The following is a 24,324-nucleotide window of genomic DNA, read 5'->3' as shown; positions in this document are numbered from 1 at the left end:
ATTGCCCATAAAAAATGAACTAAATGCAGTTGTGAAAAGAGAAGAGAATCATGATTGACGGGCGGAATCTCTTTTCTCTCAACTTGAAGACAAATACGAGTATTCACGTATATAAGTAATTTCAATCACCGAAACTTTTACTTACAATTTTCATCAATTTGCTTTGAAAGCGTCAGATAAACGCCATATACGCCTCTCTTTTCGATACTTTTTAGGATGAAACCCTCAACTCCCTAGAATTCTTAATAAATGCGCAACAATTTCAAACAATTATGCCCAGGAATTTCTTGGGGTACCAAAATGCATTTCCGAGCCCTTTTACTTCCAGTATTGCTCTTACTTACGCTGATTGGTTTATCGTTACACTTCATGTCGGTGTCTTCGTATGCGTCAATTTTTGATCCAGCGAACACCAGCCTTCAAGGCTCGTTAAATCAGGCAGAACTCCTGACACAGCAGCAGAACCTATGGACCATTTTGTCCGTGGGATTATTTGCGCTTGGTGTTCTTGGAATACTTGTCGTGTATTCCAGCCTGTTCATTCAGGAACGCATGCGGGCATCTCGCTTTTTCAACCGCGCATTGCTTCTGATCGTAATCAGCTCTGCGGCATGCTTGTTGATTGACACCACTCTGAACCTGCCGGATGTCACAGCTCAGCTGACCCTTTGGCAGTCAGAGGTCGAGTTCATCCCTCAGAGCGAGGTCCATGCCGCAGCAATCCACGCCGCAATGGCCGCCATGATTGCAGTGATCGCATACTTGCCCCTGTCACATCAGCTCACACTCCGCGCAACCATCATCCTTGCACTCTCAGTTGGTGCTGTCATCTACCCAGCCTACCTGAAAGGCGTACAGGGGCTGCTCTTACATCCAATCAGTCAGGGCACTGTTCTTTCAGTAGGTTTTGAGCAAATCGGAGGTGGAACGGTCGTCACCCTACTGGCAACCTTTGTGGCATTCTCCGGCATTTTCGTCACCGGCATCAAGAACTCGCCTGCACTGCCTGAGTATATCCTGCGCAATACACAAAACTACAATGTGCTGCAGATCAAAGCTGGTGCAGCTCTCATGCTGTCGGTGGCATTGGTTTTTCAGTTGGCAACACAAGCATTTACTCTGGTGAGCTGGGCGCTGCGATCTACAACGTTCTGGTCGCTGCGGGCATCTCTGTTGCCTTGGGTGTTCTCTTTGGCTTCTTTGCGCCAAGAAAGGTGATGTACCCAACCATTCTGCTGAGCCTGATCGGCGGTCTTGCATCGGCACTTGGAAATGCGCAACACCTGACGATCGAAGGCGTAGCAGCCTTATCACTCGTGGCCTCCGCCCTTTCAGTCACAGCTGCCCGTATTGTCTTCATCCGAACCAAGACCCACAAAGTCACGATCTACTATACGAGCCTCGGAATCGGCTCATTAGTGGGCCTCTTTGGCTACACTCTGGCACTTCCATCAGATAATGTTCTGGCGGGCTGGACCTTCGACAACTTCGTTCTCCAAGCCGTTGGCGCTTCTCTGACGACCCTTTGGGCCTTTATGACAGGTCTGATCCTTTTCTCAGTCTTCAAGTACTCTGGCATGTTCCAGAAAGCCGATGAGATTGATCTGAACGACTCTCCAATCGTCAGCACCATCAGCCAGATGGAGAACCTGATCGGCAAACTGGTATGGCATGACGCCAAGCTGGACGAGCGTCTGCCTGTTCGCGATACGGACCCGCAAGAACGCCTCGCATCCCTCTTCAACTCGTTCCTCGACAAGCTGCAGAGCGATGAGAAGCGGCGAAAAATCAGCGAAACTTCAGACAGTAAACAGCAGGAAGAACTCAGCAAACTCGCCACATTCGCAGAAGGTGCGTTCGAAGGCCTTGCAATCTCAACCGATGGCATCATCGTCGAATGTAACCACGTTCTCTACGAACTTCTCGGCTACTCCGCAGGCGAAATGCGCGGCTCGAGTCTGCTGTCTCACGTGGCCCCGGACTACCGTGAGAAAGCCCGCGCGGCCATTCAAGCCAATGAGCCAACACCGAATGAAGTCATCCTGCTCAGCAAGACCGGCGAGCGCATTCCGATAGAAGTGCGTGGCCGCCTGATGGAAGTGGGAGACGAGAACCTCCGCGTTTCCGCTGTGCGCGACATGCGCAAGCAGAAGGAAGACGAAGCCCGTATTCTGCACCTTGCCCAGCACGACATGCTGACGGGTCTGCCGAACCGCACCTACTTCCGCGAGCGCTTCCAGCAAGCCATCGAAAACCAGGCCTGCGCAGAAGAAACCATCTCCGCCGTCATGGTTCTCGATTTGGATCGCTTCAAAGATATCAATGACTTATACGGACATCCCGTCGGCGACAAACTCATCCAGACTGTCGCCCGCCGTCTCAATGCCTGTGTCACGCACCACGATACCGTCGCTCGTCTGGGCGGGGACGAGTTCGCAATCATTCAGGTCAATCTGAAGACAACGGCAGAAGTTGGCCTGCTCACCAACAAGATCATCGAAGTCCTGTCCAAGCCGATCCATGTCGGTAACAACATCACGATCAGAACCAGCGCCAGCATCGGTATCGCGATTATTCCGGAGCATGGGACTGATCCTGACGAGCTCATGTCCAAGGCTGACATAGCTCTTTATGAGGCAAAAGAGGCTGGCAGAAACACCTTTGCATTCTTCGAAGACAAGATGGAAGAAGCCATCCTGCTGAGACGAACCATGGAAGGCGATCTGCGTAACGCATTGGAAAATGAAGAACTTCAGCTTCACTTCCAACCTCAGGCCCGCTCTGACACCCGTTCCATCGTCGGCTTTGAAGCACTGCTGCGCTGGAACCATCCAGAGAAAGGCCTGATCGCTCCAAACAACTTCATTCCTGTTGCGGAAGAGAGTGGTCTGATCATTCCGATTGGCCGCTGGGTGCTGAACGAAGCGTGTGCGCAGGCGTCTCAGTGGCCAGAGCGCTATCGTGTAGGTGTGAACCTCAGTCCGGTGCAGTTCTGTGATGAATATCTTATCCAGGAAGTGGAAGGCGCATTGGCACGAAGTGGCCTGACACCGGAGCGTCTGGAGCTTGAAATCACAGAGAGCGTCCTGATCCACGATGATCGCCGCGCCCTCAATACCCTGAGACAACTCAAGGAGTTAGGCATCACCATCGCGCTGGACGACTTTGGTACCGGCTACTCCTCCCTCAGCTATCTGCGCCGCTTCCCGTTTGATCGCCTCAAGATCGACCGCAGCTTCGTCAGTGGGGTAACTCAGACACCAGAACTGGCAGCCATCATCCGCGCCGTCATCGATCTGGGACAGGCTCTGGGAATGGAAGTTATCGCCGAAGGTGTTGAAACTGAACCAGAATTAGAGCTGCTGCGCAATGAATCCTGTGATGAGGTGCAAGGCTACCTGATTGGCCGTCCGCAGATTATGGACGGGGAAACCGCGAAGCATGTCAGCAATGCCAATCTGGAAATTCAGGCGCTGGACCAGTACATCGCTGCGCTGCAGGAAACTTCTCTGAAGCTAAAAGAGAAAGAAAAACAAGCAGCTATGCAAAGTCAGGAAATGAGTGATGCGGGCGACTAAACCCGCAGCATTCTAGCAAAACAACAAGAAGCCAGCAGGACTTATCACCAGTCTGCTGGCGCATTTACCGCCACACGGCTGCGTCCGGCACCCTGCCTAACCACCTGAACCTGAACCGGAATTCGATCCTTCAGCGCTTCCACGTGGCTAATGACGCCAACTTTTCTCCCCTGCCCCTGCAACATCTCCAGCGCATCAATGGCAAGGTCAAGACTTTCTGCGTCCAGAGAGCCGAAGCTTCGTCGATGAAGAGCGTGTCAACGAACGACTGACGCCCCTCCAAACCAGACAGCGCCAGAGCGAGGCTGAGCGAAATAAGGAAGCGTTCTCCGCCACTTAGCGAGCGCGTGGAGCGAGGTGTATCGCCCATATCGCGGTCGATGACGAAGAGGCCGAGACCAAAGTCAGCCCGTTTCAGCTGGTACCGTGGTTTGAGCTGATGCAGCTGTTTGTTCGCAAGTTCCACCAGCAAATCGAGAGTAACACCCTGCGCCACCTTCTGGAATTTGGAGCCATCCGCTGAGCCAATCGCCTCAGAAATCGCGCCCCACGTCTTGGCGGTTTCCTTTGCCTCCAACAGCAAGCCCATGATTTGCTGGGCTTTTTCCCGCGCTTCAGCATCCACACGCAGTTTCTCGGAAAGAACGCCGCGCTTCACCTGCAACTCAGAGAGCGCCTGCTTGGTGGCCTCCAGCTGGGAGGATAACTCCGGCAGCGACTTATCCGGCAAGGGCTGCGCCTGAACCGCCGCCAGCTCCTTTTCCCAAGTGGAAACAGCCGTTTGCGTTGCAACGTAAGCGTCATCCAGCGCCTTCAGCTCAGCCAACAGGGCCTCCAGCTCGTGAGTGCTCCTCTCTCGCAAACCGTCATAGGCGTCTTTGGTCAGACCAAGCCCAGAAAGTTCAGCATTTAGTCTTTCCATACAACCAGTTAGCGCAGCGCCAGCCTTCGCCTCAGCATCCTTCGCAGCAGCCAATCCAGCCTCCGCACGGCCAAATTCGGCCTTTGCGTTGCTATGTGCGTTACTTGCGTTTTTTATGCGTTCTTTTGCGTTGCTATGTTTTTCAGTGAATGCAGCCCGATGCGCCCCGGTCGCCATGCCACCCAGCAGCAATTTGCGCTCCGCAAATCGCTCCTGATGCAGCGCCCGAAGCGTCTCCAACTGACCAAGCAAGTCAGCGGCAATCTTAGTGAAGCCACCATGCCGCTCGCTCAAACCGCTGGTCTTCTGTTCCAGTGATTGCAGCGCGGCAGAAGTTGTCCCCTCCTGCTGCTCAAGTTGTTCCCATGTGCTGATGCGCTCCTGCAAGCTCGCCTTCAGCGCTGGTAACTCATCACCAAGGGACCCGAATACCATGCCACCAGCCAGCAGCGTTTCGCTAAGCCGCTGCTCCAGTCGCAGCCGTGCCTCAGAGTTCTCGTTGTGACGACCCTCAACACCGGAAAGCTCCACCTTGATGGAAGAAACCTCTTCAGCTTTTCCGGCCTGATCACCAGTCGCTTTCTTGTGTGCATCACGCAGCTCACGAAGCTTGGCCTCCAACTGCTCCAGCTCTTTGCGCAGTGCGTCATCCTGAGCCAGCACAGCACGCAAAGCATCGGCTTTGGACGTCACCTGAGCCAGCACCGCATCCAGCAACTCTGGTGCATCAAGCAAAGCATCCAGCGCAAACGACAGGTCGAACGGAGCTGCAAGCGAACTCCATTGCTGCTGAGCGTCAGCCTCAAGAGCAGTCGTCTCTGCTTCAAACCGCTCCGCCTGCTCCAAAGCATTTTTCTTTGAAGCTTCGCAGGCAGCAAGCTTTCGCTCTATATCACTTAGGTTTCGCTGCGCAGCTGTGCGAGCTTCTTCCGCTTCCTTGCGCTGTAGAAACACGTCGCCGAACAGCGCATCCAGCGCAGCCCGGCCCTCCTGTGTATCTACGGGGTGATCGTCAGAGCCACAAACCGGGCAAGGTGCATCTTCAACCAATCCGGCGCGCAGCAGCTTTACCTGATCCCCTTGCGCCGCTTCAGCAAGGGTGGAGAGCCCGCGCGCTTTTTCGAGGGCTTCGTCGCGAAACGTCAGCTCCTGCGTCGCTTTCTCCTTGGCTTCCTGCAGGCCTTCCATCTGGTCCACCAGCTTCTGCCAGGTCGCACTTTCAGCCTGCTTGTTCCGCTTGGCCTTCACGAAGTTGCGGGAGGTCTCCTGAAGTTTCTCAGCCCGCTGACGGAAGGCAGAAAGCTGCTCCATGCTTTTGCGGGCATCATTGGCCCCAAGCGCGGAAATCTCGCCTTTCTTGGAGGCAACATCGCTCTCACAGCCGTCAAGATCAGATGCAAACTGCGCCAGCTCAGCGGAAAGCTTACTCTGGATCTCAGAGAGCTCGTTCTCGCGCTTGCGCATCTCAACAAGGCGTTCAGCATCCTTGGAAAGCGCAATCTGAACCCGGTCATATTCTTCCAGATCAGCAAACAGACTGTCCCGGCGCTCTTTCAACACCTTGGTCGCACTCAGCCGTGCCATCTGTTCTTTCACAGTGGCCTGCAAGGCTTTCTGCTCTTCAAGAGATTTGGTGTGCGCCGCCAGTGCATCTTCCGCCTGCTTGGCGTCCAGATTGGCCGCGTCAGAGCGTTCACGCAGCTGCTTGCCTTCCGTTTCCAGCTCACCCAGCTTGGTGTCCAGCTGCTCAGCAGCACTCCATTCCGGCGTCAGCTTGGTCAGCTCAGCTTCCAGCTCATTGAACAGCGCATCAGCCTGCTTGGCCTGCTCATCCTTGGCAGCCAGATCCGTACGCGCAGCTTCCAGCATCACCTGGCTTTTTTCAGCAGCCGCACGCGTGCCAGCAACATCGCGCTCCGCATCCACCACGCGCTGGTTCACAGGCTCCAGAGACTTGATGCGCTCAAACTGCGCCTTCAGATCCCGCTTGGCCTGCGCGTTTTCATGGCGCGCTTTCAGGGCAACAAACTCATCATGGGCAGAAGCCAGCTTGGTCTTGGCTTCATCCAGCTTTTGCAGGTGCCCCAAAGACTTGGCAATGGCATCCATATCCGATTGAACGGAGGCAGACTGCTTTTCTAGCTCACCCTGCTCACCAACAAGCGCGGTGCGTTCCTCGTCTTCCAGAAGACCGGCCACATCAGACTTTTCTTCCAGCTTGCCGACAGCGTCTTTAGCCTCAGAAAATCGCTGGAAGATCTGCTTGGAAATGTCTCTATAACGCTGGGTCCCGGTCACTTTTTCAAGCAGTGCAGCCCGCTCATTGTCATTGGCTTTCAGGAAAGCATCAAAATCGCCCTGCGCCAGCAAAACCGTGCGTTTGAACTGGTCATAGGTCAGCCCAAGCCGTTCCTCGACAGCCGCATCCACCTGCTTGATGCCGCTTTCAACCGCAGCATTGTCTTCAATGCGAACCAGCGACCGCTCCACATTCTGCAAGCGGCCAGATGCCTTGTTGCGCGCACGGCGCACTGTCCAGCGCGCGCGATATCCCGTTCCATCTGCGCCGATAAAGTCCGCCTCGGCAAAGCCAGAGGCCGCACCACGGGTCAGCACGGTTCGTGGGTTCGTCTCTTTCAGGTCTGCACCGGCAACATCCGGCACACTGTCGCTGCTGCCTGCAGCGCTCAAACGCGGGCACTGCCCAAACAGGGCAAGGCACAAGGCATCCAGCAAGGTGGATTTGCCCGCTCCAGTTTCTCCGGTAATCGCGAATAAACCAGCCCCATCCAGAGGCTCCTGCTCAAGGTCAATCTCAAACGGAGCTGCCAGACTGGCAAGGTTTTCGCCACGCACCGCTAGAATACGCATTACTCGACCTCCGCTTCTGCGATTGCGCGATAAAAATAGTCCAGATGCTTGGCTTCCGGCTCCATGCCGTGCACCCGCTCAAAAGCGGATTTGAAAAGCTCATCCGGTTGAATTTCAGAAAGGCGGATCAGGCTCTCGGCCTCAGCACTCACCACTTCTTGCTGTTTGGGCCGCAGCACAGAAACACCGGCACTGCGCACCGGGTACTCTGCCAAAATCTGGTCCACCTCAGCCTTCAGCCCGCCAGCTGAAACCTGTGGTCTCAGATCCACATGTACAAATGGCTGCTGTTCAACGGGCAGATTTCCATCCAACTCCAGCGCATCCAGCGCAGGCACCAGCTCTTCCAGCAGCAAGCCACCATCCCCTTTCAGGCGGTGGAACGGCACAGGCCGGCTCAAAGCCAGACGCTCAATGGAAAGCACACCGGCATCAGAAAAACTCAGTAGATTAACGCCGTGCTTGTAATGCTGCTCAGTGACGGAAAGAGGAAACGGCGAACCGGAATAGCGAATGGTTTCCTTGCCCACCTTCTGCGGCTTGTGCAAATGCCCAAGAGCCACATAAGTCAGGTCATCAGGAAACTGCTCCCACGGCATGGCATGCTCACCGCCAATCAGAATGCGCCGCTCTGCGCCTTCCGATTCCAGACCACCTGCCACATGCAAATGGCCAGTCGCGATCAACGGCATCTCACCAATCTGCTCACGAGCCTGCTGAACCGCCGCCTCATAAAGTTCCGCCACAGCCCGCACCACTGGCGAACCTTCCTCAGAAGAAGAAAAGCTCAGCCCCGGCAGATCTGTTGCACGAGGAAACGGCAGCGCCAGCACATAGGCCTTCACAGCGCCAGCGCTGTCTTTGAGTGGAACAAGGTGGTGGGAAAGATCCAGCAAACCGTCCTGTCGGCGCACCATGCCAACGGCCTGCACGCCAATCTTTTGAAACAGCACACCCGGCGCTTCCACACGCCCGGCAGGGTCATGGTTGCCCGCAGTCAGCACAGTCACCAGATGCGGGCGCTTTTCCCGAAAACGGGCCAGCGCCTCATAAAGCATCTGCGTAGCGTCTGCGGATGGGTTCTGGTTGTCGAACACATCTCCTGCCACAACCAGCGCGTCCACCTCATGGCGCTCAATCAGTTCTTCAAGCTCCTTGAAGAACTGTTGGTGCTCATAGGTGCGCGACCAGCCGTTCAGACTCTGGCCAATATGCCAGTCTGCTGTGTGCAGGATTTTCAACGCCATACTACCTGTTCCACGCTCCGGGCCATGAGTACAGTCAACTTGAAGGACCGCAGCATCATGACTCGGAAATGATTCATTAACCAATCCGCAAATTAGGCATAGGGTTTACACAGAAGTCTTTAAAGCGTGGCGCTAACCCACAGATTTAGGGGATTTGGCACAAGTAGCTCACAGGAATCTGTTTCCCCACCTCCCCGCGCGTAATTTTCGTGAATTTGTGAGCCCCTTTTCGCAGCTTCCGCAAAGCCCACCCGAATCTCTTCGTTCACCATTAGTGAACAATCAAATCACCAAAGCTTACCTTGTTCATTCTGAGAAGAGGAATATCTTTAAGGGCAAGACGACCGCATTGAAAATATTAAGAAATCAGGAGAGTCCCATGTCTACGATCGCATCTGATTTAAGAGTAAAAGTTCGCCCATCCGAAGCCCGTGGCCACGTTGATGCAGGCTGGCTGAAATCCGCCCACTCTTTCAGCTTCGCCAACTATTTTGACCGCAATAACATGAACTTCCACAATCTGCGGGTCATCAATGATGACTGGGTCGCAGCCGGTGGCGGCTTCCCCATGCACCCCCATGAGAACTTCGAGATCTTCTCTTACATGCTGGAAGGCGCTCTGGCCCACGAGGACACCATGGGCAACGGCAGCACCGTGCGCAAAGGCGGAATCCAGTTCATGAGCACCGGCTCCGGCGTGCAGCACTCCGAGTTCAACCCATCCAGCACAGATGAAACCCACCTGCTGCAGATTTGGCTGATCCCGGACCGCAAGAACACCACACCGCGCTATGAAATGCTGGAGCTGGATGACATCGCCCGCGATGGCAACTTGCAGCTCTTCCTCTCCCACGATGGCCGCGACGGCTCCATCCGCACAGAGGCAGCAGCAGACGTCTACTCCGGCAAGCTGAACAGCAATGACACCATCCGCTTTGAACTGGCCGACGAACGCGTCGTCTACGTGCACGTGGCCCGCGGTGAGGTGCAAATCAACGGTGAAACGCTGAAAGACGGCGATGCCATTGAAGCTGAAGGCAACGGCACACTGGAGCTGACCAACGGCGAGAACGCAGAAGTGGTGCTCTTCCACCTCTCCCCACGCCGCTAAGCAAAACAGCACATCCCCCATCTGAACCAGCCAATGCCTGACAGGTTGGCATTGGCACAAAGGGAGGGAGGCACTCCTCAATAACAAAAAGCCTCCCTCCCCTTATCCTCTTTCTCCGCTGAAGACTCACCTTGCAATACTACAAGGATATTTGTAGTATATTCGCATGACTGAGAATTCTACAGGTGATGCCCCCACAAATCTGCAGGAAGATGACGCCGTTGCAGCGCTCGCCGCTCTGGCCCACAAGGACAGGCTGGCCGCGTTCCGCCTCATCCTGACAGCCATGCCAAACGGTCTTCCATCCGGGCAGATTGCCAAAGACCTTTCCATCGCCCCCACCCGCATGTCCTTCCATCTCGCAACGCTTGAACGCGCCGGTTTGCTCACCGCCCAGCGCGAAGGCCGCGTGGTGCGCTATGCCATTGCCCCGCACACCATGCGCGGCCTGCTTCGTTTTCTGACCGAGGATTGCTGCAGCGGCGATCCGACAATGTGTCTGGACTTCAACCCGTTTCCCTGTCGTTGACCGACCCCATCGGAGAGACCAAATGAACCCGATCATCTACCACAACCCAAAATGCGGCACCTCCCGCAACACCCTCGCCATGCTCAAGCAGGCAGGCACCGAGCCGGAGGTTATCGAGTACCTCAAAACCCCACCTTCCCGCGAAACGCTGGAAAAGCTGATCAAGGACAGCGGCCTGACCGTGCGTGAAATCCTGCGCAAAAAAGGCACGCCCTATGAGGAACTCGACCTGGACGATGAAAAGTGGACCGATACCCAGCTGATCGACTTCATTGAGGAACACCCAATCCTCATGAACCGCCCATTCGTCGTCACCGACAAAGGCACCCGCCTCTGCCGCCCATCTGAAGTGCTGCTGGAAATTCTCGATGAGGAACAGATCGGTGCCTTCACCAAAGAAGATGGCGAAATCGTCATTCCGGCAAAGGGTTAAGCCGTGTCTGAGACCCCGATTGATTTGACTGACCTGCCAGAGGTGGAGGCTGACAGCTTCCACCCGATCCAATCCGGCACCCTGCGCAAGAACGATGCGCCGGACCATGCCCCGCGCATCCTGCTGCTCTACGGTTCTTTGCGCAAACGCTCCTTCTCTCGCCTCGCGGTACAAGAAGCTCAACGCATTCTGGAGCAGCTTGGCGCCGAAACCCGCATCTTCAACCCAAGCGGCCTGCCACTGGCTGATGATGCAGAACCGGACCACCCCAAGGTGCAGGAACTGCGCGAGCTGATGATGTGGTCCGAGGGTCAGGTCTGGTGCTCACCAGAACGCCACGGCGCCATGACCGGCATCATGAAAACCATGATCGATTGGGTGCCCCTTTCCGTCGGCGCAGTCCGCCCGACACAAGGCAAGACTCTGGCGCTGATGCAGGTCAGTGGCGGCTCTCAAAGCTTCAACGCCGTCAATCAGATGCGCGTGCTGGGCCGCTGGATGCGTATGGTCACCATTCCAAACCAGTCATCCATTCCAAAAGCGTTTCTGGAGTTTGACGAGAACGACCGCATGAAGCCGTCCTCTCTCTATGACCGGGTGGTGGATGTCATGGAAGAACTCATGAAGTTCACCCACCTCACCCGCGGCCACGCCGACTACCTCACCGACAGATACTCTGAGCGAAAAGAAACCGCCGAAGAACTCTCTGCTCGTGTAAACACGAAGTAAGACCGGTCATGGTGGCATGCTCCTTCAAAGAGCATGCCACCAGAACGAACATTTCCCAAAAGCCGTTTGCCTGAACAAAACGCAGCGCAAACGGCTTTTGCCGCGCTCGAATGGTGTTGGCAGTTTTCTCAGGAAAGCACTTAGAATAGATAGCCCATCATATCGATCTGCCCCTCAGCCCACGTTTTGTCGCCGACGGGCTTAATCATAAAATACTCAGGTAAATCTTTTTCAAGCAGCATGATGCTGGCCAACTCATGAATGGCTAGCCATTTGCCTGGAGCGGGAGAAACATGGCGGAACCCGTGTTTCAGGTACAACCCGCCTTTATCCGCAATCAGCACCATAAAGTCGACGTCCGCCCGCTTGGCCAGCTCCTCTGCTTTTTGCAGCATAGCCCCTGCGATACCGCGATTACGGTGCGCTTCAGCAACACATACGTCGATCATCCCGAAAACCCGCAGGCTTTGGTCTCCAACTTTAATCATCCGGTGATCAACCCCGGCCTGACCAATGATTTCATCGTGTTCTTCAGCAATCAGCCTGAAATGAGGAAGCTGCTTGAAGAAAGTCCGACCTTCAAAAAAACCAGGAAAACATTGATCCAGCAGGGTCACAAGGCCAGCCTCACGCCTGCGATCAACTTCATCCTCTCTTAAAATATGAATGTTTGGTCCGCTCACTGTAATTCCTTCTCAATGACTTATGCAAAGAGATCAGGACTTATGCAGATTAGCAACTTAAATCTCTGCATCTAGCCGGGACCACTGCCGCTAAAACTGACAGGCCTCAACCATGCATTAAACACCTGCTGCCATACACAGCACAGGGATTGGAACGAACAGAGGCAAACCTCATGGATTACATTCTGGGTGTTGATGGCGGCGGCTCCACATGTCGTGCAGCAATCGCGACGGCCGACGGACGCTTGCTGGGCCGTGGCAAAGCAGGGTCAGCCAACATCTACAGCGATCCGACCCAAAGCCTCAGCTCCATCCTCCACGCTGCAAAAGAAGCCTGTGAAGATGCGGGCCTCACGGAAGACGCCCTGCAGCACACCTTCGCCGTACTGGGTCTCGCCGGCGCCAACGCCCACAACGACCCCGTCGGCCTTGCCGAAAACCTGCCCTTCGCCGCAGTTCAGGTCGTCTCCGACAGCCTGATCGCTCTGGAAGGTGCGCACGGGTCCGAAGACGGCGTCATCGGTATTCTCGGCACCGGCTCCAACTTCATGGCCCGCAAAGGCGAAAAGCACTACTACCTCGGCGGCTGGGGCTTTCACTGCGGGGATCAGGGCAGCGGCGCCAAAATGGGCGAACGCGCACTGGAAGAAGCCCTGCTCGCCCACGACGGCCTGCGCAAACTCTGCCCGTTGACAGAACACATCCTGCGCCAGTTTGACGATGACCCGCGCAAGCTTTCTGAGTTCGCCCGCACAGCAAAGCCGAAGGACTTCGGCGAGTTCATGCCCATCATCCTCATTTACGCCAAACAGCAGAGCAGCCTTGCCCTCGACATTGTCGAAGAAGGCACCACCTACGTGGCCTCAGCTCTGCGCCTCTTGAGTGATGACGGCAAACTCCCCATCGCCCTTCTCGGCGGCCTCAGCCACGCCTACGACGCATTCCTCCCGCCAGACCTGAAGCAGTTCATCGTGCCTGCCAAAAACGACGCCCTGCGCGGCGCACTAGCTATGGCCGAACGGGAAAACGCGCTGAACACCTGAGCCTCAGGAAACAAACCCAAACTGGCTCTCAGCTTCTACTGCTGATGCACCATCACCGTGTTGCCCGGCGCATGAACCGTCAACGTGTTGCCAGCACCAGTATCCGCAGTCTTGAGCCCATTTCCGCGCTGAGTGTAAAGCACATTGGTTCCATTGCTCGTCACAGCAAGCCCAGCTTCATTGTTGTTACCGTGTTGCCATAAGGTACCTTTGGAGTTGTTGCCGGAAACCTCCACGGAGCCCTGATTGCCATCACCAGTCTGGAACAGATTGCCCGTTGAGTTATCACCCGAGATCACCACTGTGGCGTCATTCCCAACACCGCCGCCATTGGGCGCAAGAAAGCTGTTGCGCACAGCAAGCGCTGCTATGTCATCCGCCGTATCCAGCTGATCCTTCGAGGCACCAAAAATCTTGCCAACAAGCCATGTCCCCCTCAAACCATGCTGCCCAAGGCCTGCGCTCAAGGTATCACCGCCCTGCAGAACGGTTGCCTCAGTATTATTGGCATTCTGTGTCACTTGAACCTTGTGACTGTCACCCACCTGCCGGATAAGCGCCGAGTTCCCGTCACCCGCAAACGCCGCACACGGCATCAGCAAGGCAGACAGCATCATTCCTACGAAATTTCTATACATATCCATCACCCGAAAATCGGAGCGATGAGCCCACCTAAGGCTATTGCCCCTGCATAATATTCAGAGAATTTCCATTCCCGAACTGATTGAAGAGCGCCCGGTTGTTGCTCCCAAACTGCCCCACCAGCGCATTGTTGTCGTGGCCATAAACTCTGCCGGAAAGCGAGTTGCCGTACCCGTATTGAATGAAACCAAAACCATTCCCGGTTCCCTGCGCTTCATAAAGCACCGTGTTCTCCGTTCCGATGATGAGCCCTTGTCCGGCGACCGGTGAGTTCGGCACACCGCTAATCGTTGAGGGCTCTACTGGTACAATCAAACTGGCAAAACTTTCTTCAAGACCACGAAGACTGATGGTGTTGCCACCGTACTCCGTCACCTGCGGAATATTGCCGGTAAACACCTTTGCGCTCTTTTCTTCCAGAAATCGAAAACTCTGATTGTCCTGCGGGTAACCAGTTACATTCACCTGAGGAATAACCGCCAGTTCCTGCGCGGCACTCCAGGAAAGCCCGATCAACAGGGCACCCCAAAAACCAAGAAAACCAACAGATCGACCCAACATGACAATGCTCCGGAAGTGGACTAAGCCACTTCCATCACATCACAGCGTTTTCTATTTTTTCTGGATTCAGTCACTAAAACTGAAAAGACCCCGGCCCTTAGGCCGGGGCTCTATGACTTACCAGGTAGAAGAACCATCCAGTGTCTGGAATGGAACCGAGTTGTCAGTCATGATTGTTGGCAGGTTCACGTTGGCAGCACCCTGCATGATGGTCGCAGAGTTATTGTCACCAGTCTGGCTAACATCAGCAGAGTTCATGTTACCCTTCTGACCAACCTGAGCGTTGTTGTTATTACCCATGATCACAGCCAGGGTTTTGTTATCATCACCAATCTGAGCAACCTGCAGGCGGTTGTTGTTGCTGGTAGAAGGATCACTCAGATTACCGATGTTACCTTCGATGATGTTGCCAGCACCGTTTTGAGTGAAGAACACTTTGTTCTGATCACCGTAAACGTCACCCCAGATGATCTGGTTGTTATCGCCACCCTTCTGGATGAACTGCAGACGGTTGAAGCTGCCTTCAACGGTACCAACGCTCACAGTGCTACCATTCGTTTTCTGCAGCACGTAGAACTTATTTTTGTTAGGACCATTCAAGCCTGCAATACTAATGGAGTTGTTGTCACCACGCTGTTTAAGCGCGATGTACTGGTCATCGCCTTTAGAGTTTGCAGTTGCAGTGTTACCAGCACCGATCTGGTGGATGGAAACACGGCCATCAGTACCAATGCCAGCATAGTCAATGCCGTTATCAGCACCAGACTGCTTGGTTCTGATCATGAAGTTATCGCCTGTCACAGCAACATCAGCATCCTGCGAGTCACCTGTCTGGAAGTAGACGGCATTGTTCATATTGCCTTCGATGACAGACTTCGCATAAGAACCGTTAGACCCGCCGTCCTGCGTCAACTCGACAACATTGTTGTCACCGATTGACTCAAGCCAGAAGTTGTTGTTTGAGCCCGCTTGGAAAGCGTAGGTATCGTTGCCAGAACCAGTTTGCTTCAGCGTCGCACCATGTGAACCTGACTGTGGATCCGGTGGTACACCATTGATGTTGGAGCCATTATAGGCACCGCGCTGACGAATTTCGGCTGTGTTCACAGCACCCGCACCAGACGTGTTTTCCTGATAAACAGTTGCAACAACATTGGTGTTGCCACGCTGATCGATATCCAGTTCGTTCTGTGCAGTTGTTGCACCCGCAACCCCATCCTGCGTCACATTCCAAACGCGATGATTTGGATTGCGAGTTGGTACTGCGGTTGCACGCTGCTTAATCGTCAGTGTGTTGTTATCACCCTGCTGCAACACGTTCCTGACCATCTGCTCGGTGTCCTGGTCAACAGAAAGGCTGTTGCCACCACCATCTTGTCTCAGTTCACCAGCAAGATGAGCTGGGTTCCAGCCACCGGCAATGTTGCCATCACCAGTTTGCAAAACAGTGGCGCTGTTGCCAGTACTACCAGATGAGTTTGTCTGAATAACAATAGACTGGTTGTCACTGCCAATCTGGGTAACAACACCGGTGTTGCCATCGCCGCCAAGATTGACCTGCTGCAGCTGGGAGGCATTGCCGTCTCCTGCATGTGCGGCAGCGACTGAAAGTGCTAAAGCCGAACAAGACAAAATAAGAATTTGCTTCATAATTTCGAACCTTCACCTATAATAGTTCGGGTGAGCAAAGGTGATTGCAACCAATCAAAATTTGCTCCGTTGCGACATGAGGGTGTGTGAGTTTTAGCGAGGTCGCACACCCTCTATTACCGTTTTTACGGTAACCGAGATCTCTTGCCACCAATTCTCATAGCCTCTTATTTTCAATGAGTTAGAGATGTTGGAGTGCAGGAGAAAAAAGTTGGATGCTGTTCTAGAACTGCTGAACATTTCGCAACATCCTAAGATTTCTTATTCGCCCACAGGTTTGACCGTGCCAGTGGAACACTGCCTCTGTAAGGACCCATATTCGATGGGGGGCGTGCCTTTTTAACCTTTACACGCTGAGTGACCTGTGCCTTCTCCGATGTGTATTCCTGATACAAAGCATTGGCTTGCGCCGGGTTCTCAAAACTCCAGGCTCCAACGCGGGCACCTTCCATCACGATGGCATAAACCGCCTTCTCGATGGCCTGCTGAACAGCCAGTGTCACAGGCTCGTTCTTGGTGATCCCAGCTTCAGCTTCTAAAATTTCATCCAAAGCGATGTAGCGGAACGCACCGCCCTTCAGGCCAACAGAGACCACAGACTTCTGAACCATCACGTTGGCCATGACTTCACCGGTCCGCGTGCTCACAGCACGCAGCGATACGGTCACATCATCCTGCCGGTAGTCCGCATTGCCACCAATGCCCAGATAACGAGCCCCGGCACCGCCTGTTCGGGTGTTGCTGTCATACCCAACAACGCCGCCCTCAAACAAAACGCCAGCGTAAAGCAGCGGCGGCAGAACCTTCGGGTCCACCTTGTCTTCACCCAGATAGATCTTACGGATCTGCGTGACGATCTGGCGTTCCTTCAGCAAGGCATCCAGATTGCCCCTCTCAACCACACGGAACCACTTGCGATCCCCCGCATCCTGCAAAGCACGAACCAACATGGTGTCCGCCCCTTGCGTCACAGAACGCGACAGGGTCTGCACTTTATCAGAGGGCTTATATTGCCCCGTTAGATCCTGATAGCTGTAAACCGCAGCATAGACGGGCTCTTTCGGAGGAGGCAGCTTTTTCAACTTGCTGGCCTGAACAGACACCGTCGCAAGTTGAGGTCCGGGACTAAAAGCCATGCGTGTTACCGGCCCGCAAGCAGACAACGACAACGCCATGGCAACCACAATGGATTTCTTCATCATATCAATAACCTGGCATTAATTTATAGGAGTATCAGTCTGCAGAACCGGAACCGTAATATCGGTAATCGCGCCTGTGCTTTCGTCAATAATCTGCAGTTGAATGGAATCTGAACCGCGAACAAATGAAACTTTCTGGTCGCCAAAACTAACGGTGCCGCTGTCCTTTGGATCATCACCAAAGATCGCCTGGGAAACCTGATCCGCCAGCGCATAAATCAAACGGTTCTGCAACTGGCGAACAAACAGGTCGGCAAGGCTGCTGCCGGAACCGTCCGCCCCACTGCCAGAACCGGACCCATACTTGTTGCTTCCCCCAACAGTCGCCGTTTTCTGCGCGTTGGCTGTTGCAAACAGGTGCGTTGTGTTGGCCGCATATCCGCCAAAGCTTGGATTAGTCGGCTGATAAATAAGTTGTTGTGCGTGAGAAGAGCCCACGCTGAGGGCACACCCCAGCATAAGCCCGAGAGCAGATGTTAGTCTCATAGCAACCCCTAATCTAACGAGGACTTCACGATAAATTTCTGAGAAAGAAAGTGTCAGTTGTATCGATGTAGCTTTGGTATATTAGGGGATTACTATTGTGTCATCTCTCGACATATCGAGGTATTAGTTTCTTTTAACAAGGTAAGAACCAAGTAATTACTATGAACTAATTTCACCTAAGGGATTATTGATAGAATATATCACCCATGAATTCATGGTGGCATTATTATCAATTCTAATAGCGCCCAAATAATTACAGCAGGCAGGCAAAATGCACTCCACCACAAGATGCAACCTGCACCACAACAGCGAGTTTTAAAGAGAAACAAAGAAGATAGGGAGAGGTGGTAGGCCCGGAGGGACTTGAACCCCCAACCAGTCCGTTATGAGCGGACGGCTCTAACCAGTTGAGCTACAGGCCCTTACCGAGGACAGGTTCTACACCAACAACCGCCGTGGAGTAAATTGTTTAAAGCCGGGAGTCCGGCAGATCCTGTTGAAACTTGGGGATGTGTCTTTTCCCCGTCAGATCAACAGAGGATTCATCACAATGCTTTATAAATACCTGATTTTAAGAGAATATGTGAAAACTCAACACGCCACCGACAGCCTACCCCCTTGGAGTGCATGATGCGCCAGCCCCTCATAAAGTTCACCGCCTCCCTCTTTCTCCTTGTCGTTATTGGCTGGTTACTCTTTATAGGGCGCTCCCTCATCATCCCCCTGATTATCGCATTGGTGCTTTGGTACATCATCAACTCAATGTCCTCCGCCCTGCGACATCTGCCGGTGATCGGCACCTACTTGCCGCGCCCTCTCACCATTTTGCTGGCCCTGTTCGCGATCTTTTATGTCGTCGGCATCCTGTTCAACATCGTCTCAGTCAACCTGCAGCAATTGGCATTCGACGCCCCAACATATCAGGGTCGGCTGGATGAACTGCTGCTCAAGCTGGCCAATCAGCTGAACATGGAAAAGCCGCTCCAGCTGTCAGATATCCTGCCCAACTTCTCTCTCAGCGCCGCCCTCAGCACTGGAGCATCGGTCCTCACCAGCCTTGCCGGTTCCAGCTCACTGGTCTTCATCTACGTGCTCTTCATGATTTTTGAAGCCGCCACATTCGACAAGAAACTGGCCGCGCTCTTCGAAGATTCCGACCGTGTACAGCTGGCGTTTGCCATTCGTGGAGAGATTGGCCGCCGCATGCGTCATTATATGGGCATCAAAACCGGCGTCAGCATCATCACCGGCTTCCTCACCTATGCCATCACATCCTGGGCAGGCCTGCCCTATGCAGCGCTCTTCGGCTTCATTGCTTCCTGCTCAACTACATCCCGACCATCGGTTCTCTGATCGCAGTCATCTTCCCAAGCCTGCTGTCACTGGTTTACTTCGACACCCTCACACCATTTATCGCCATTACATTGGGCCTCGGAGCAGTTCAGTTCATTCTTGGCAATCTGGTGGAACCACGTCTGATGGGCACACAACTTAACATTTCACCCCTCGTTATTATGATCTCTTTGAGCTTTTGGGGCGCATTATGGGGTGTAATTGGAATGGTGCTGTGCGTGCCGCTTGTCGTGCTCGCCATCATCATTTGCGCTCAATTCCCGTCTTCCCGCCCCATTGCAATCCTGCTGTCGGGAGATGGAAACGTGGGTGATCCAATTATTCTTGATCATCAAAATCAAACCCGTGAATTGACATGATCACGCCCGAGAGCCGCCGCAATTGTAACTTCTAATTGCATTTCTCGATATTCGGCTGATCAAGAATGACAGTCAGGCCCCCTGATCTTGCATCAGCCCAAACGACTTTGACATTGGAGTTTTTAATGCAGAACAAACAGAAGAAATTGCGTCTTCCAAGCATGAGCGCGCTGGCCGTTGCCGGTCTTGTTGCCGCCGCCCTTGTTGTTTCCAGTGGTGTGAATGCCAAGGCTGCTGAGCAGTCCGGCAAGATCACCATCTCTGGACAGGGCTCCGTCAACGTGGCACCGGATATGGCGACGCTGGTCTCCCGCGTCATCACGCAGGGCGATGACGCAAAATCTGCACTTCAGCAAAACTCAGTCACCATGCGCGCCATCCTGCAGGATGTTGAAGACGCTGGCATCGACAAAAAAGACATCCAGACCACGGGCTTTGATATCTCCCCGATCTACGACAACCGTCGTCTCAACAACGGTGAGCGCAAAGCCCCTGAGATTGTTGGATACCGCGTACAAAACGGCATCCGCATCAATCTGAAAGACATCACCAAACTCGGCACAACACTGGACATGCTGGTACAGAATGGCTCCAACGATGTGGGCCAGATCCAGTTCGGCGTGTCCAATCCTGAGAAATACATTGATGAAGCGCGGGAAAGCGCAGTGAAGGATGCCCGCACCAAGGCCGAAACCTACGCAAAAGCTGCTGGTGTCACACTCGGCAAGGTCCTGAGCATTTCCGAAGCTGGATACAACCCAAGCCCATATCCGGAAATGATGGCGATGAGAGCTGCAAAAATGGACAGCGCCCCTCCAATTGCAGCAGGGCAAGAAACCCTCTCGTCATCTGTGACAATAACATATGAGCTTGTGCAATAAACACGAGCCTCCAACACCACCTTCAAAACCCCGCGCCCCGCGGGGGTTTTCTTTTTCCAGCCCGGCATTTCCTGTCAGCCAAACTGGTGCAACAAGAAAAGCGCCATGCTACACTTGGCAACACCACGCTCATCAGCAGCAGGAAAAGCGACCTCCACTTTCCCAGGCTGCGTACCACCCCAAATCCGGCAGTTTTGACAAGTCATAAAACAAGCATGACTATGTGCAGAACACCGCCATATGCCCGCACCAAACCACGCCTCTCGATTTGCCCTGATGTTTACCGAAAAAAGGGCCTCCCCGTGCTAAGGAAAGGCTAAGCCCACGAAACAAAAGGAACAATCCGCCAATTTATGCGGGGCCAATTTATGCGGAATCGATTTCTGCCGGTCTTAACAGGCCTCTCCATTTAATAAGAAAATACTTTACTTATTAAATCCCACAAATTAAGAAAGAGATATATTTCTAAATAGGTGATACTCGTGACCATATCCAATCCCGCACAATCTGTTCCTTTATCTCCCTTAAAGAACCTGACGATGGATGGTCGCTGGTTGGCGTCCCTCATTATGATCCTCGGCGTTGGCTCTGCCAGCATGAACAGCTTCCTGTCCTCCGCCATCATGCCAGATATCATCCGTGATCTTGGCGGCCAGCAGCGCGCCTTTTGGGTGCTCAGCCTGTTTCAGATCGGCTCCATTCTGGCTGGCACCGTCACAGGATCCCTGAAAGCCAACATTGGTGCTCGCCCACTCTTCATCGCCGCTGCATTGTCATTCCTCGCCGGCTCCTTTGTTGCGGGGGCAGCCAACTCGCTGGAACACCTGCTGCTTGGCAGAATGCTTCAGGGCCTTGGCGAAGGCATGATCGTCTCTCTCTGCTACACTCTGATTTCTGACCTTTATCCCAAAACCGCCGTTTCCTCCGTCTTTGCACTCCTCTCAGGTGTCTGGGCTGTTTCCGCAGGCATTGGCCCCCTCACCGCCGGAATGCTGACCGACAGCTGGTCCTGGCGTGCTGTGTTCTATGCAAACTTGCCGCTCGCTTTGCTCCTGCTGATACTCGCAATCACCGTCATTCCCGCGACCACGAGGGAGAAGACAGAGACATCCGCTGGCACAGGCAAAAAGAACATCATCCCGCGCCTCTCCTTGCTCGCAGTGGCCGTGCTGTTGATCGCCTATGTGGGCGAGCTGCGCGACCTCAGACACATCTCACTGGCACTGGTCGTCGGCGTAGCCCTGCTGTTCATGGCCGTCAGTTGGGATAAGAAAAGCAGCGCACCGTTCATTCCGCGCAGTGCATTCCGGTTCAACGGCATCATCGGCCTTGGCATGTGGGTCACACTTCTGCTCTCCATCTCCAGCGCCGCCCGCGTTGTCTACGGCACAGCCATGGGGCAGGTTCTCTGGGGCCTCACCGTCACGCAGGCCTCTTACGCCATGGCCATCACGGCTTTCAGTTGGACAGCCGCAGCATGGATCGTCGCGCGCGTGCAAACACCCCACGTACAGACCTATCTGATCCGTGTGGGAACCCTGAGCATCATCGCAGGTTCACTGCTCACCATGTGGCTCTTTCCGCCATGTCTCTCTGGATTTTCCTCGTCTCCTCCATCTTTGCCGGAGCAGGATTTGGCATGAGCAGCCAGTTCCTCAAGAAGGCAATTATCTACGCGGAGCAGGATGATGAGCGCGACAGAGCCTCTGGCTTCATCGGTCCGCTGCAATCCGCAGGCATGGCGATCGGCGCGGCCTTGGCTGGCCTTCTTGCAGGCCTCACCGGCTTCTCCATCCCCGGTGCGGAAGATCTGATCACATTGGAAAATGCAGCTTCGTCCGGCCCACTCGTCTTCCTCATCATGGCACTCATCTCCAGCCTTGCCGCCATCGCAGCGTTCAAAATGCCAAAGATGACCTAAGCTCGAGAGGAGAGACAGCATGTGCCGCAAATGCGGAGACAACCCCGGCCACGATCCGCCAGCGTCATAGGCACCGGCCGGTGCTCAAATCAAAGGACGTCCATCAGGGTTTACCGAGGCAACGGCTGCCCCGGTGGCGGCGCAGGCGGCTGCCGCAATGGCTGATCAAAATATCTGTCAGGCCCGTGACCGCCCCACCCAACATTATGCATGCGGCTCATCATCACAAACATCATAATCGCGACAATCACCACAAGAACCAGCAGCGTCGTGACAATCGAAGCCACAATCACCCATCCCCGCCCCGGCTTCCGCTCCACAGCAGCCCGCAACCCATCCAGCTCACGACGAAAATCTTCCGGCTCCATATCCCTGCTCCACCGTAAAATCATCAACTGAGTAAACTTGGCATCTTTTATTGATCGCACTTATCTCTCAGATGTTGTGCAGACGAGCCTTATTTTTACACCAAAGCTAAAATGGAAGATTGAGAGGATGCGAAAGTTTCGCTTTTAAAACTATTAGTTAAAAAACTAGCAAGTTCATAAAAAAGTTTAACGCAATTAAAAGTTGAAAATACTTAATCATTTATGTCGAAAAATCGGCACCGCACATTTTGGAGGCATCGATAGATTAGGCAAATTAATCAATTAACTTACTTAATATCTACTGATTTACCCTTCGAATGGATAAAGCACTGAAACTAATTACTTTTAGTCTGAAAATGCTCGAACATAGCAATAATCTAATATATAAAATCTAATAGAATCTAAGTTTCTCTATTCTTACGAGTGTATACAATGCATGTTTAAAACAACTACAAATCAACAGATATCACTTGAAAGATGTAAAGCTGGTTCGCTTTGAGTACAAATCCTCTCAGCGTATTCGCTAATCAAGCTTGTTCCCCCAACTCGTTTATCTAAATTCCGCCTTCTAATAGCAATTAGGGTCTATCCATGAGCTCCGCAACGTTAGACTATCAATCTAATTTTTTACCAGACAATTTTTCTAGCGAAATTCCTGAGGGTACACTTGGGAGCCCCAAAGCCTCAAATTCGAGGGGGTATTACTTTACTGGTGTAACAGGCGACAACAACATAGATGGTCTGATCTCCGGTGGAGTATGGTATGATCCCGATTCATTAACACCTTGGCACACCGAAATCTCATATAGCTTCCCTCAAAATTCATTTGATTTTCAAAGCCATATGTCACTTGATGACATTGCTGCGAGAAACAACTTAGTTTCCTTTGGCAACCTACAGCAAACCGCAATGCGAGAAGTATTTGACGGCTTTGAGGCCATTGCTCAGATTACCTTCACCAAGGTTAACTCAAATGAACAAGCAAATATCGTTATCGCGGGAACAACAAATAGTGCTGTAACTCCAACGGCTTCAAGTGAGTTGCCCGCTGGCAACGATGTCAATCAATGGTACAATGCTAATATATATGACCACGCCCCCCAAATAGGTAGCTATACTTGGCATACTCTCATACATGAAACTGGCCATAGCCTTGGTCTCGCACATGGTCATGAAGTAGACCGTGACTCCCCTCCAGACGAACCAATTCCTGGCAAAGCTATGGATCCAAACCGAGATTCCATGGAATTCTCGATCATGACATATCGCTCATACATAAATGATCCATTAGATGGCGGCTATTCTAACGAAGATTATGGTTATGCTCAAAGTTTGATGATGTATGACATAGCTGCCATTCAAGAAATGTATGGTGCCAATTATGAGACTAATAGCGGCGATACAACCTACACCTTCTCTAGCATCACGGGAGAAATGTTTGTTAATGGCGTCGGTCAGGGCACACCTGGAGACAACCGAATTTTCAGAACAATCTGGGATGGTAATGGCGAAGATACTTATGATTTCTCCAACTATAACACAGGGATAAATGTAGACCTATCCCCCGGTAGCTGGTCATTATTTTCTGAAAATCAGCAAGCTTACCTTGGAGATGGCAACTATGCCCGTGCGAACGTGTTTAATGCACTTCTTTACGAAGGAGACTCTAGATCACTAATTGAAAACGCAGTCGGTGGCGATGGAAACGACACTATCATCGGAAATATCGCTAACAATAGACTGAATGGTGGCGTTGGG

Annotated in this window: 19 protein-coding genes, 1 tRNA gene and 2 pseudogenes; 12 read left to right on the top strand and 10 right to left on the bottom strand. The window is 53.2% G+C overall.

The features are described from left to right. Window positions 1–483 precede the first annotated feature (483 nt). Together JCM12308_RS30880 and JCM12308_RS23025 are read left to right on the top strand one after the other, a co-directional pair. The gene (locus tag JCM12308_RS30880; RefSeq protein WP_208978882.1) at window positions 484–1,218 is read left to right on the top strand and encodes a hypothetical protein; all 735 of its coding nucleotides are present in this window, start codon (window positions 484–486) and stop codon (window positions 1,216–1,218) included. Further along, complete coding sequence (locus tag JCM12308_RS23025; RefSeq protein ID WP_208978881.1) at window positions 1,179–3,578, top strand: putative bifunctional diguanylate cyclase/phosphodiesterase; 2,400 nt, start codon at window positions 1,179–1,181, stop codon at window positions 3,576–3,578. Before JCM12308_RS30880 ends, JCM12308_RS23025 begins: the two co-directional genes overlap by 40 nt. A gap of 44 nt (window positions 3,579–3,622) precedes the next feature. Here the strand turns inward: JCM12308_RS23025 and JCM12308_RS23020 are convergent. After that, window positions 3,623–7,371 (bottom strand): annotated as a pseudogene (locus JCM12308_RS23020) (AAA family ATPase). Beyond that, a complete protein-coding gene (locus tag JCM12308_RS23015; RefSeq protein ID WP_054785204.1) occupies window positions 7,371–8,618 on the bottom strand; it encodes an exonuclease SbcCD subunit D in 1,248 nt (415 codons plus the stop codon). Before JCM12308_RS23015 ends, JCM12308_RS23020 begins: the two are co-directional and overlap by 1 nt. 379 nt (window positions 8,619–8,997) lie before the next feature. Between JCM12308_RS23015 and JCM12308_RS23010 the strand changes: the two genes are divergently transcribed. The 4 genes from JCM12308_RS23010 (at window position 8,998) to arsH (ending at window position 11,420) form a co-directional block, all read left to right on the top strand. Next, window positions 8,998–9,729 carry a pirin family protein gene (locus tag JCM12308_RS23010; RefSeq protein ID WP_054785203.1) on the top strand — a complete coding sequence of 244 codons (732 nt, stop codon included), beginning with the start codon at window positions 8,998–9,000 and terminating at the stop codon, window positions 9,727–9,729. A gap of 166 nt (window positions 9,730–9,895) precedes the next feature. Further along, window positions 9,896–10,258: an ArsR/SmtB family transcription factor gene (locus JCM12308_RS23005; protein WP_197432686.1), complete on the top strand. Its 363-nt coding sequence runs from the start codon at window positions 9,896–9,898 to the stop codon at window positions 10,256–10,258. A gap of 22 nt (window positions 10,259–10,280) precedes the next feature. Further along, on the top strand, window positions 10,281–10,691 hold the full coding sequence (gene arsC, locus JCM12308_RS23000; RefSeq protein ID WP_054785202.1) for an arsenate reductase (glutaredoxin): 411 nt from the start codon (window positions 10,281–10,283) through the stop codon (window positions 10,689–10,691). Between the two features lie 3 nt (window positions 10,692–10,694). Then, window positions 10,695–11,420, top strand: a complete 726-nt coding sequence (gene arsH, locus JCM12308_RS22995; protein WP_054785201.1) for an arsenical resistance protein ArsH — start codon at window positions 10,695–10,697, stop codon at window positions 11,418–11,420. A 140-nt stretch (window positions 11,421–11,560) separates the two neighbouring features. On the opposite strand, the gene JCM12308_RS22990 is transcribed toward arsH, so the two are convergent. Beyond that, on the bottom strand, window positions 11,561–12,103 hold the full coding sequence (locus tag JCM12308_RS22990) for a GNAT family N-acetyltransferase (RefSeq protein WP_054785200.1): 543 nt from the start codon (window positions 12,101–12,103) through the stop codon (window positions 11,561–11,563). Between the two features lie 149 nt (window positions 12,104–12,252). On the opposite strand from JCM12308_RS22990, the gene JCM12308_RS22985 reads away from it, so the two are divergent. Next, window positions 12,253–13,146 carry a glucosamine kinase nucleotide-binding domain-containing protein gene (locus JCM12308_RS22985; RefSeq protein WP_208978879.1) on the top strand — a complete coding sequence of 298 codons (894 nt, stop codon included), beginning with the start codon at window positions 12,253–12,255 and terminating at the stop codon, window positions 13,144–13,146. 35 nt (window positions 13,147–13,181) lie between these two features. Here JCM12308_RS22985 and JCM12308_RS22980 read toward each other — a convergent pair whose 3' ends face one another. The 6 genes from JCM12308_RS22980 to JCM12308_RS22955 form a co-directional block, all read right to left on the bottom strand. After that, window positions 13,182–13,784 carry a hypothetical protein gene (locus tag JCM12308_RS22980; protein ID WP_054785198.1) on the bottom strand — a complete coding sequence of 201 codons (603 nt, stop codon included), beginning with the start codon at window positions 13,782–13,784 and terminating at the stop codon, window positions 13,182–13,184. A 40-nt stretch (window positions 13,785–13,824) separates the two neighbouring features. Continuing rightward, the gene (locus tag JCM12308_RS22975) at window positions 13,825–14,349 is read right to left on the bottom strand and encodes a curlin repeat-containing protein (protein WP_054785197.1); all 525 of its coding nucleotides are present in this window, start codon (window positions 14,347–14,349) and stop codon (window positions 13,825–13,827) included. Window positions 14,350–14,466: 117 nt separating this feature from the next. Continuing rightward, on the bottom strand, window positions 14,467–15,999 hold the full coding sequence (locus JCM12308_RS22970) for a curlin repeat-containing protein (RefSeq protein ID WP_054785196.1): 1,533 nt from the start codon (window positions 15,997–15,999) through the stop codon (window positions 14,467–14,469). Between the two features lie 251 nt (window positions 16,000–16,250). After that, window positions 16,251–17,201: a CsgG/HfaB family protein gene (locus JCM12308_RS22965; protein WP_014286672.1), complete on the bottom strand. Its 951-nt coding sequence runs from the start codon at window positions 17,199–17,201 to the stop codon at window positions 16,251–16,253. 15 nt (window positions 17,202–17,216) lie between these two features. Further along, a complete protein-coding gene (locus JCM12308_RS22960) occupies window positions 17,217–17,684 on the bottom strand; it encodes a curli assembly protein CsgF (RefSeq protein ID WP_208608798.1) in 468 nt (155 codons plus the stop codon). Window positions 17,685–18,029: 345 nt separating this feature from the next. Next, window positions 18,030–18,106: transfer RNA gene (locus JCM12308_RS22955), tRNA-Ile, on the bottom strand. Window positions 18,107–18,311: 205 nt separating this feature from the next. Between JCM12308_RS22955 and JCM12308_RS31850 the strand changes: the two are divergent. From JCM12308_RS31850 to JCM12308_RS30870, 4 genes and pseudogenes are all read left to right on the top strand, one after another. Further along, window positions 18,312–19,396 (top strand): annotated as a pseudogene (locus JCM12308_RS31850) (AI-2E family transporter). A gap of 125 nt (window positions 19,397–19,521) precedes the next feature. Next, window positions 19,522–20,277 (top strand): SIMPL domain-containing protein, encoded by a 756-nt coding sequence (locus tag JCM12308_RS22945; RefSeq protein ID WP_054785195.1) that lies wholly within the window; start codon window positions 19,522–19,524, stop codon window positions 20,275–20,277. A gap of 482 nt (window positions 20,278–20,759) precedes the next feature. After that, window positions 20,760–21,920: an MFS transporter gene (locus JCM12308_RS22940; RefSeq protein ID WP_208978878.1), complete on the top strand. Its 1,161-nt coding sequence runs from the start codon at window positions 20,760–20,762 to the stop codon at window positions 21,918–21,920. After that, window positions 21,917–22,198 (top strand): hypothetical protein, encoded by a 282-nt coding sequence (locus tag JCM12308_RS30870; RefSeq protein WP_208978877.1) that lies wholly within the window; start codon window positions 21,917–21,919, stop codon window positions 22,196–22,198. The genes JCM12308_RS22940 and JCM12308_RS30870 overlap by 4 nt, the downstream gene beginning before the upstream one ends. A 110-nt stretch (window positions 22,199–22,308) precedes the next feature. Here JCM12308_RS30870 and JCM12308_RS22935 read toward each other — a convergent pair whose 3' ends face one another. Next, the gene (locus JCM12308_RS22935) at window positions 22,309–22,566 is read right to left on the bottom strand and encodes a hypothetical protein (RefSeq protein WP_014286677.1); all 258 of its coding nucleotides are present in this window, start codon (window positions 22,564–22,566) and stop codon (window positions 22,309–22,311) included. Window positions 22,567–23,157: 591 nt separating this feature from the next. Between JCM12308_RS22935 and JCM12308_RS22930 the strand changes: the two genes are divergently transcribed. Continuing rightward, window positions 23,158–24,324, top strand: a 1,167-nt coding sequence (locus JCM12308_RS22930; protein WP_244272000.1) for a M10 family metallopeptidase, incomplete at its 3' end; no start/stop codon positions are given.

This window comes from Pseudovibrio denitrificans JCM 12308, assembly GCF_001310815.1.
GTDB lineage: Bacteria > Pseudomonadota > Alphaproteobacteria > Rhizobiales > Stappiaceae > Pseudovibrio > Pseudovibrio denitrificans.
The sequence above is the reverse complement of the archived record's forward strand: the minus strand, read 5'-3'. Positions and strand labels throughout refer to the sequence as shown.

Excerpts from the sequence above, each read along its gene's own strand:
- JCM12308_RS22960 (WP_208608798.1), bottom strand. The coding sequence starts at position 17,684 with ATGAGACTAACATCTGCTCTCGGGCTTATGCTGGGGTGTGCCCTCAGC.
- arsC (WP_054785202.1), top strand. The coding sequence starts at position 10,281 with ATGAACCCGATCATCTACCACAACCCAAAATGCGGCACCTCCCGCAAC.
- JCM12308_RS23015 (WP_054785204.1), bottom strand. The coding sequence starts at position 8,618 with ATGGCGTTGAAAATCCTGCACACAGCAGACTGGCATATTGGCCAGAGT.
- JCM12308_RS22965 (WP_014286672.1), bottom strand. The coding sequence starts at position 17,201 with ATGATGAAGAAATCCATTGTGGTTGCCATGGCGTTGTCGTTGTCTGCT.
- JCM12308_RS30870 (WP_208978877.1), top strand. The coding sequence starts at position 21,917 with ATGAGCAGCCAGTTCCTCAAGAAGGCAATTATCTACGCGGAGCAGGAT.
- JCM12308_RS22980 (WP_054785198.1), bottom strand. The coding sequence starts at position 13,784 with ATGTATAGAAATTTCGTAGGAATGATGCTGTCTGCCTTGCTGATGCCG.
- JCM12308_RS22945 (WP_054785195.1), top strand. The coding sequence starts at position 19,522 with ATGCAGAACAAACAGAAGAAATTGCGTCTTCCAAGCATGAGCGCGCTG.
- JCM12308_RS23005 (WP_197432686.1), top strand. The coding sequence starts at position 9,896 with ATGACTGAGAATTCTACAGGTGATGCCCCCACAAATCTGCAGGAAGAT.
- JCM12308_RS22975 (WP_054785197.1), bottom strand. The coding sequence starts at position 14,349 with ATGTTGGGTCGATCTGTTGGTTTTCTTGGTTTTTGGGGTGCCCTGTTG.
- JCM12308_RS22935 (WP_014286677.1), bottom strand. The coding sequence starts at position 22,566 with ATGGAGCCGGAAGATTTTCGTCGTGAGCTGGATGGGTTGCGGGCTGCT.
- JCM12308_RS23010 (WP_054785203.1), top strand. The coding sequence starts at position 8,998 with ATGTCTACGATCGCATCTGATTTAAGAGTAAAAGTTCGCCCATCCGAA.
- JCM12308_RS22970 (WP_054785196.1), bottom strand. The coding sequence starts at position 15,999 with ATGAAGCAAATTCTTATTTTGTCTTGTTCGGCTTTAGCACTTTCAGTC.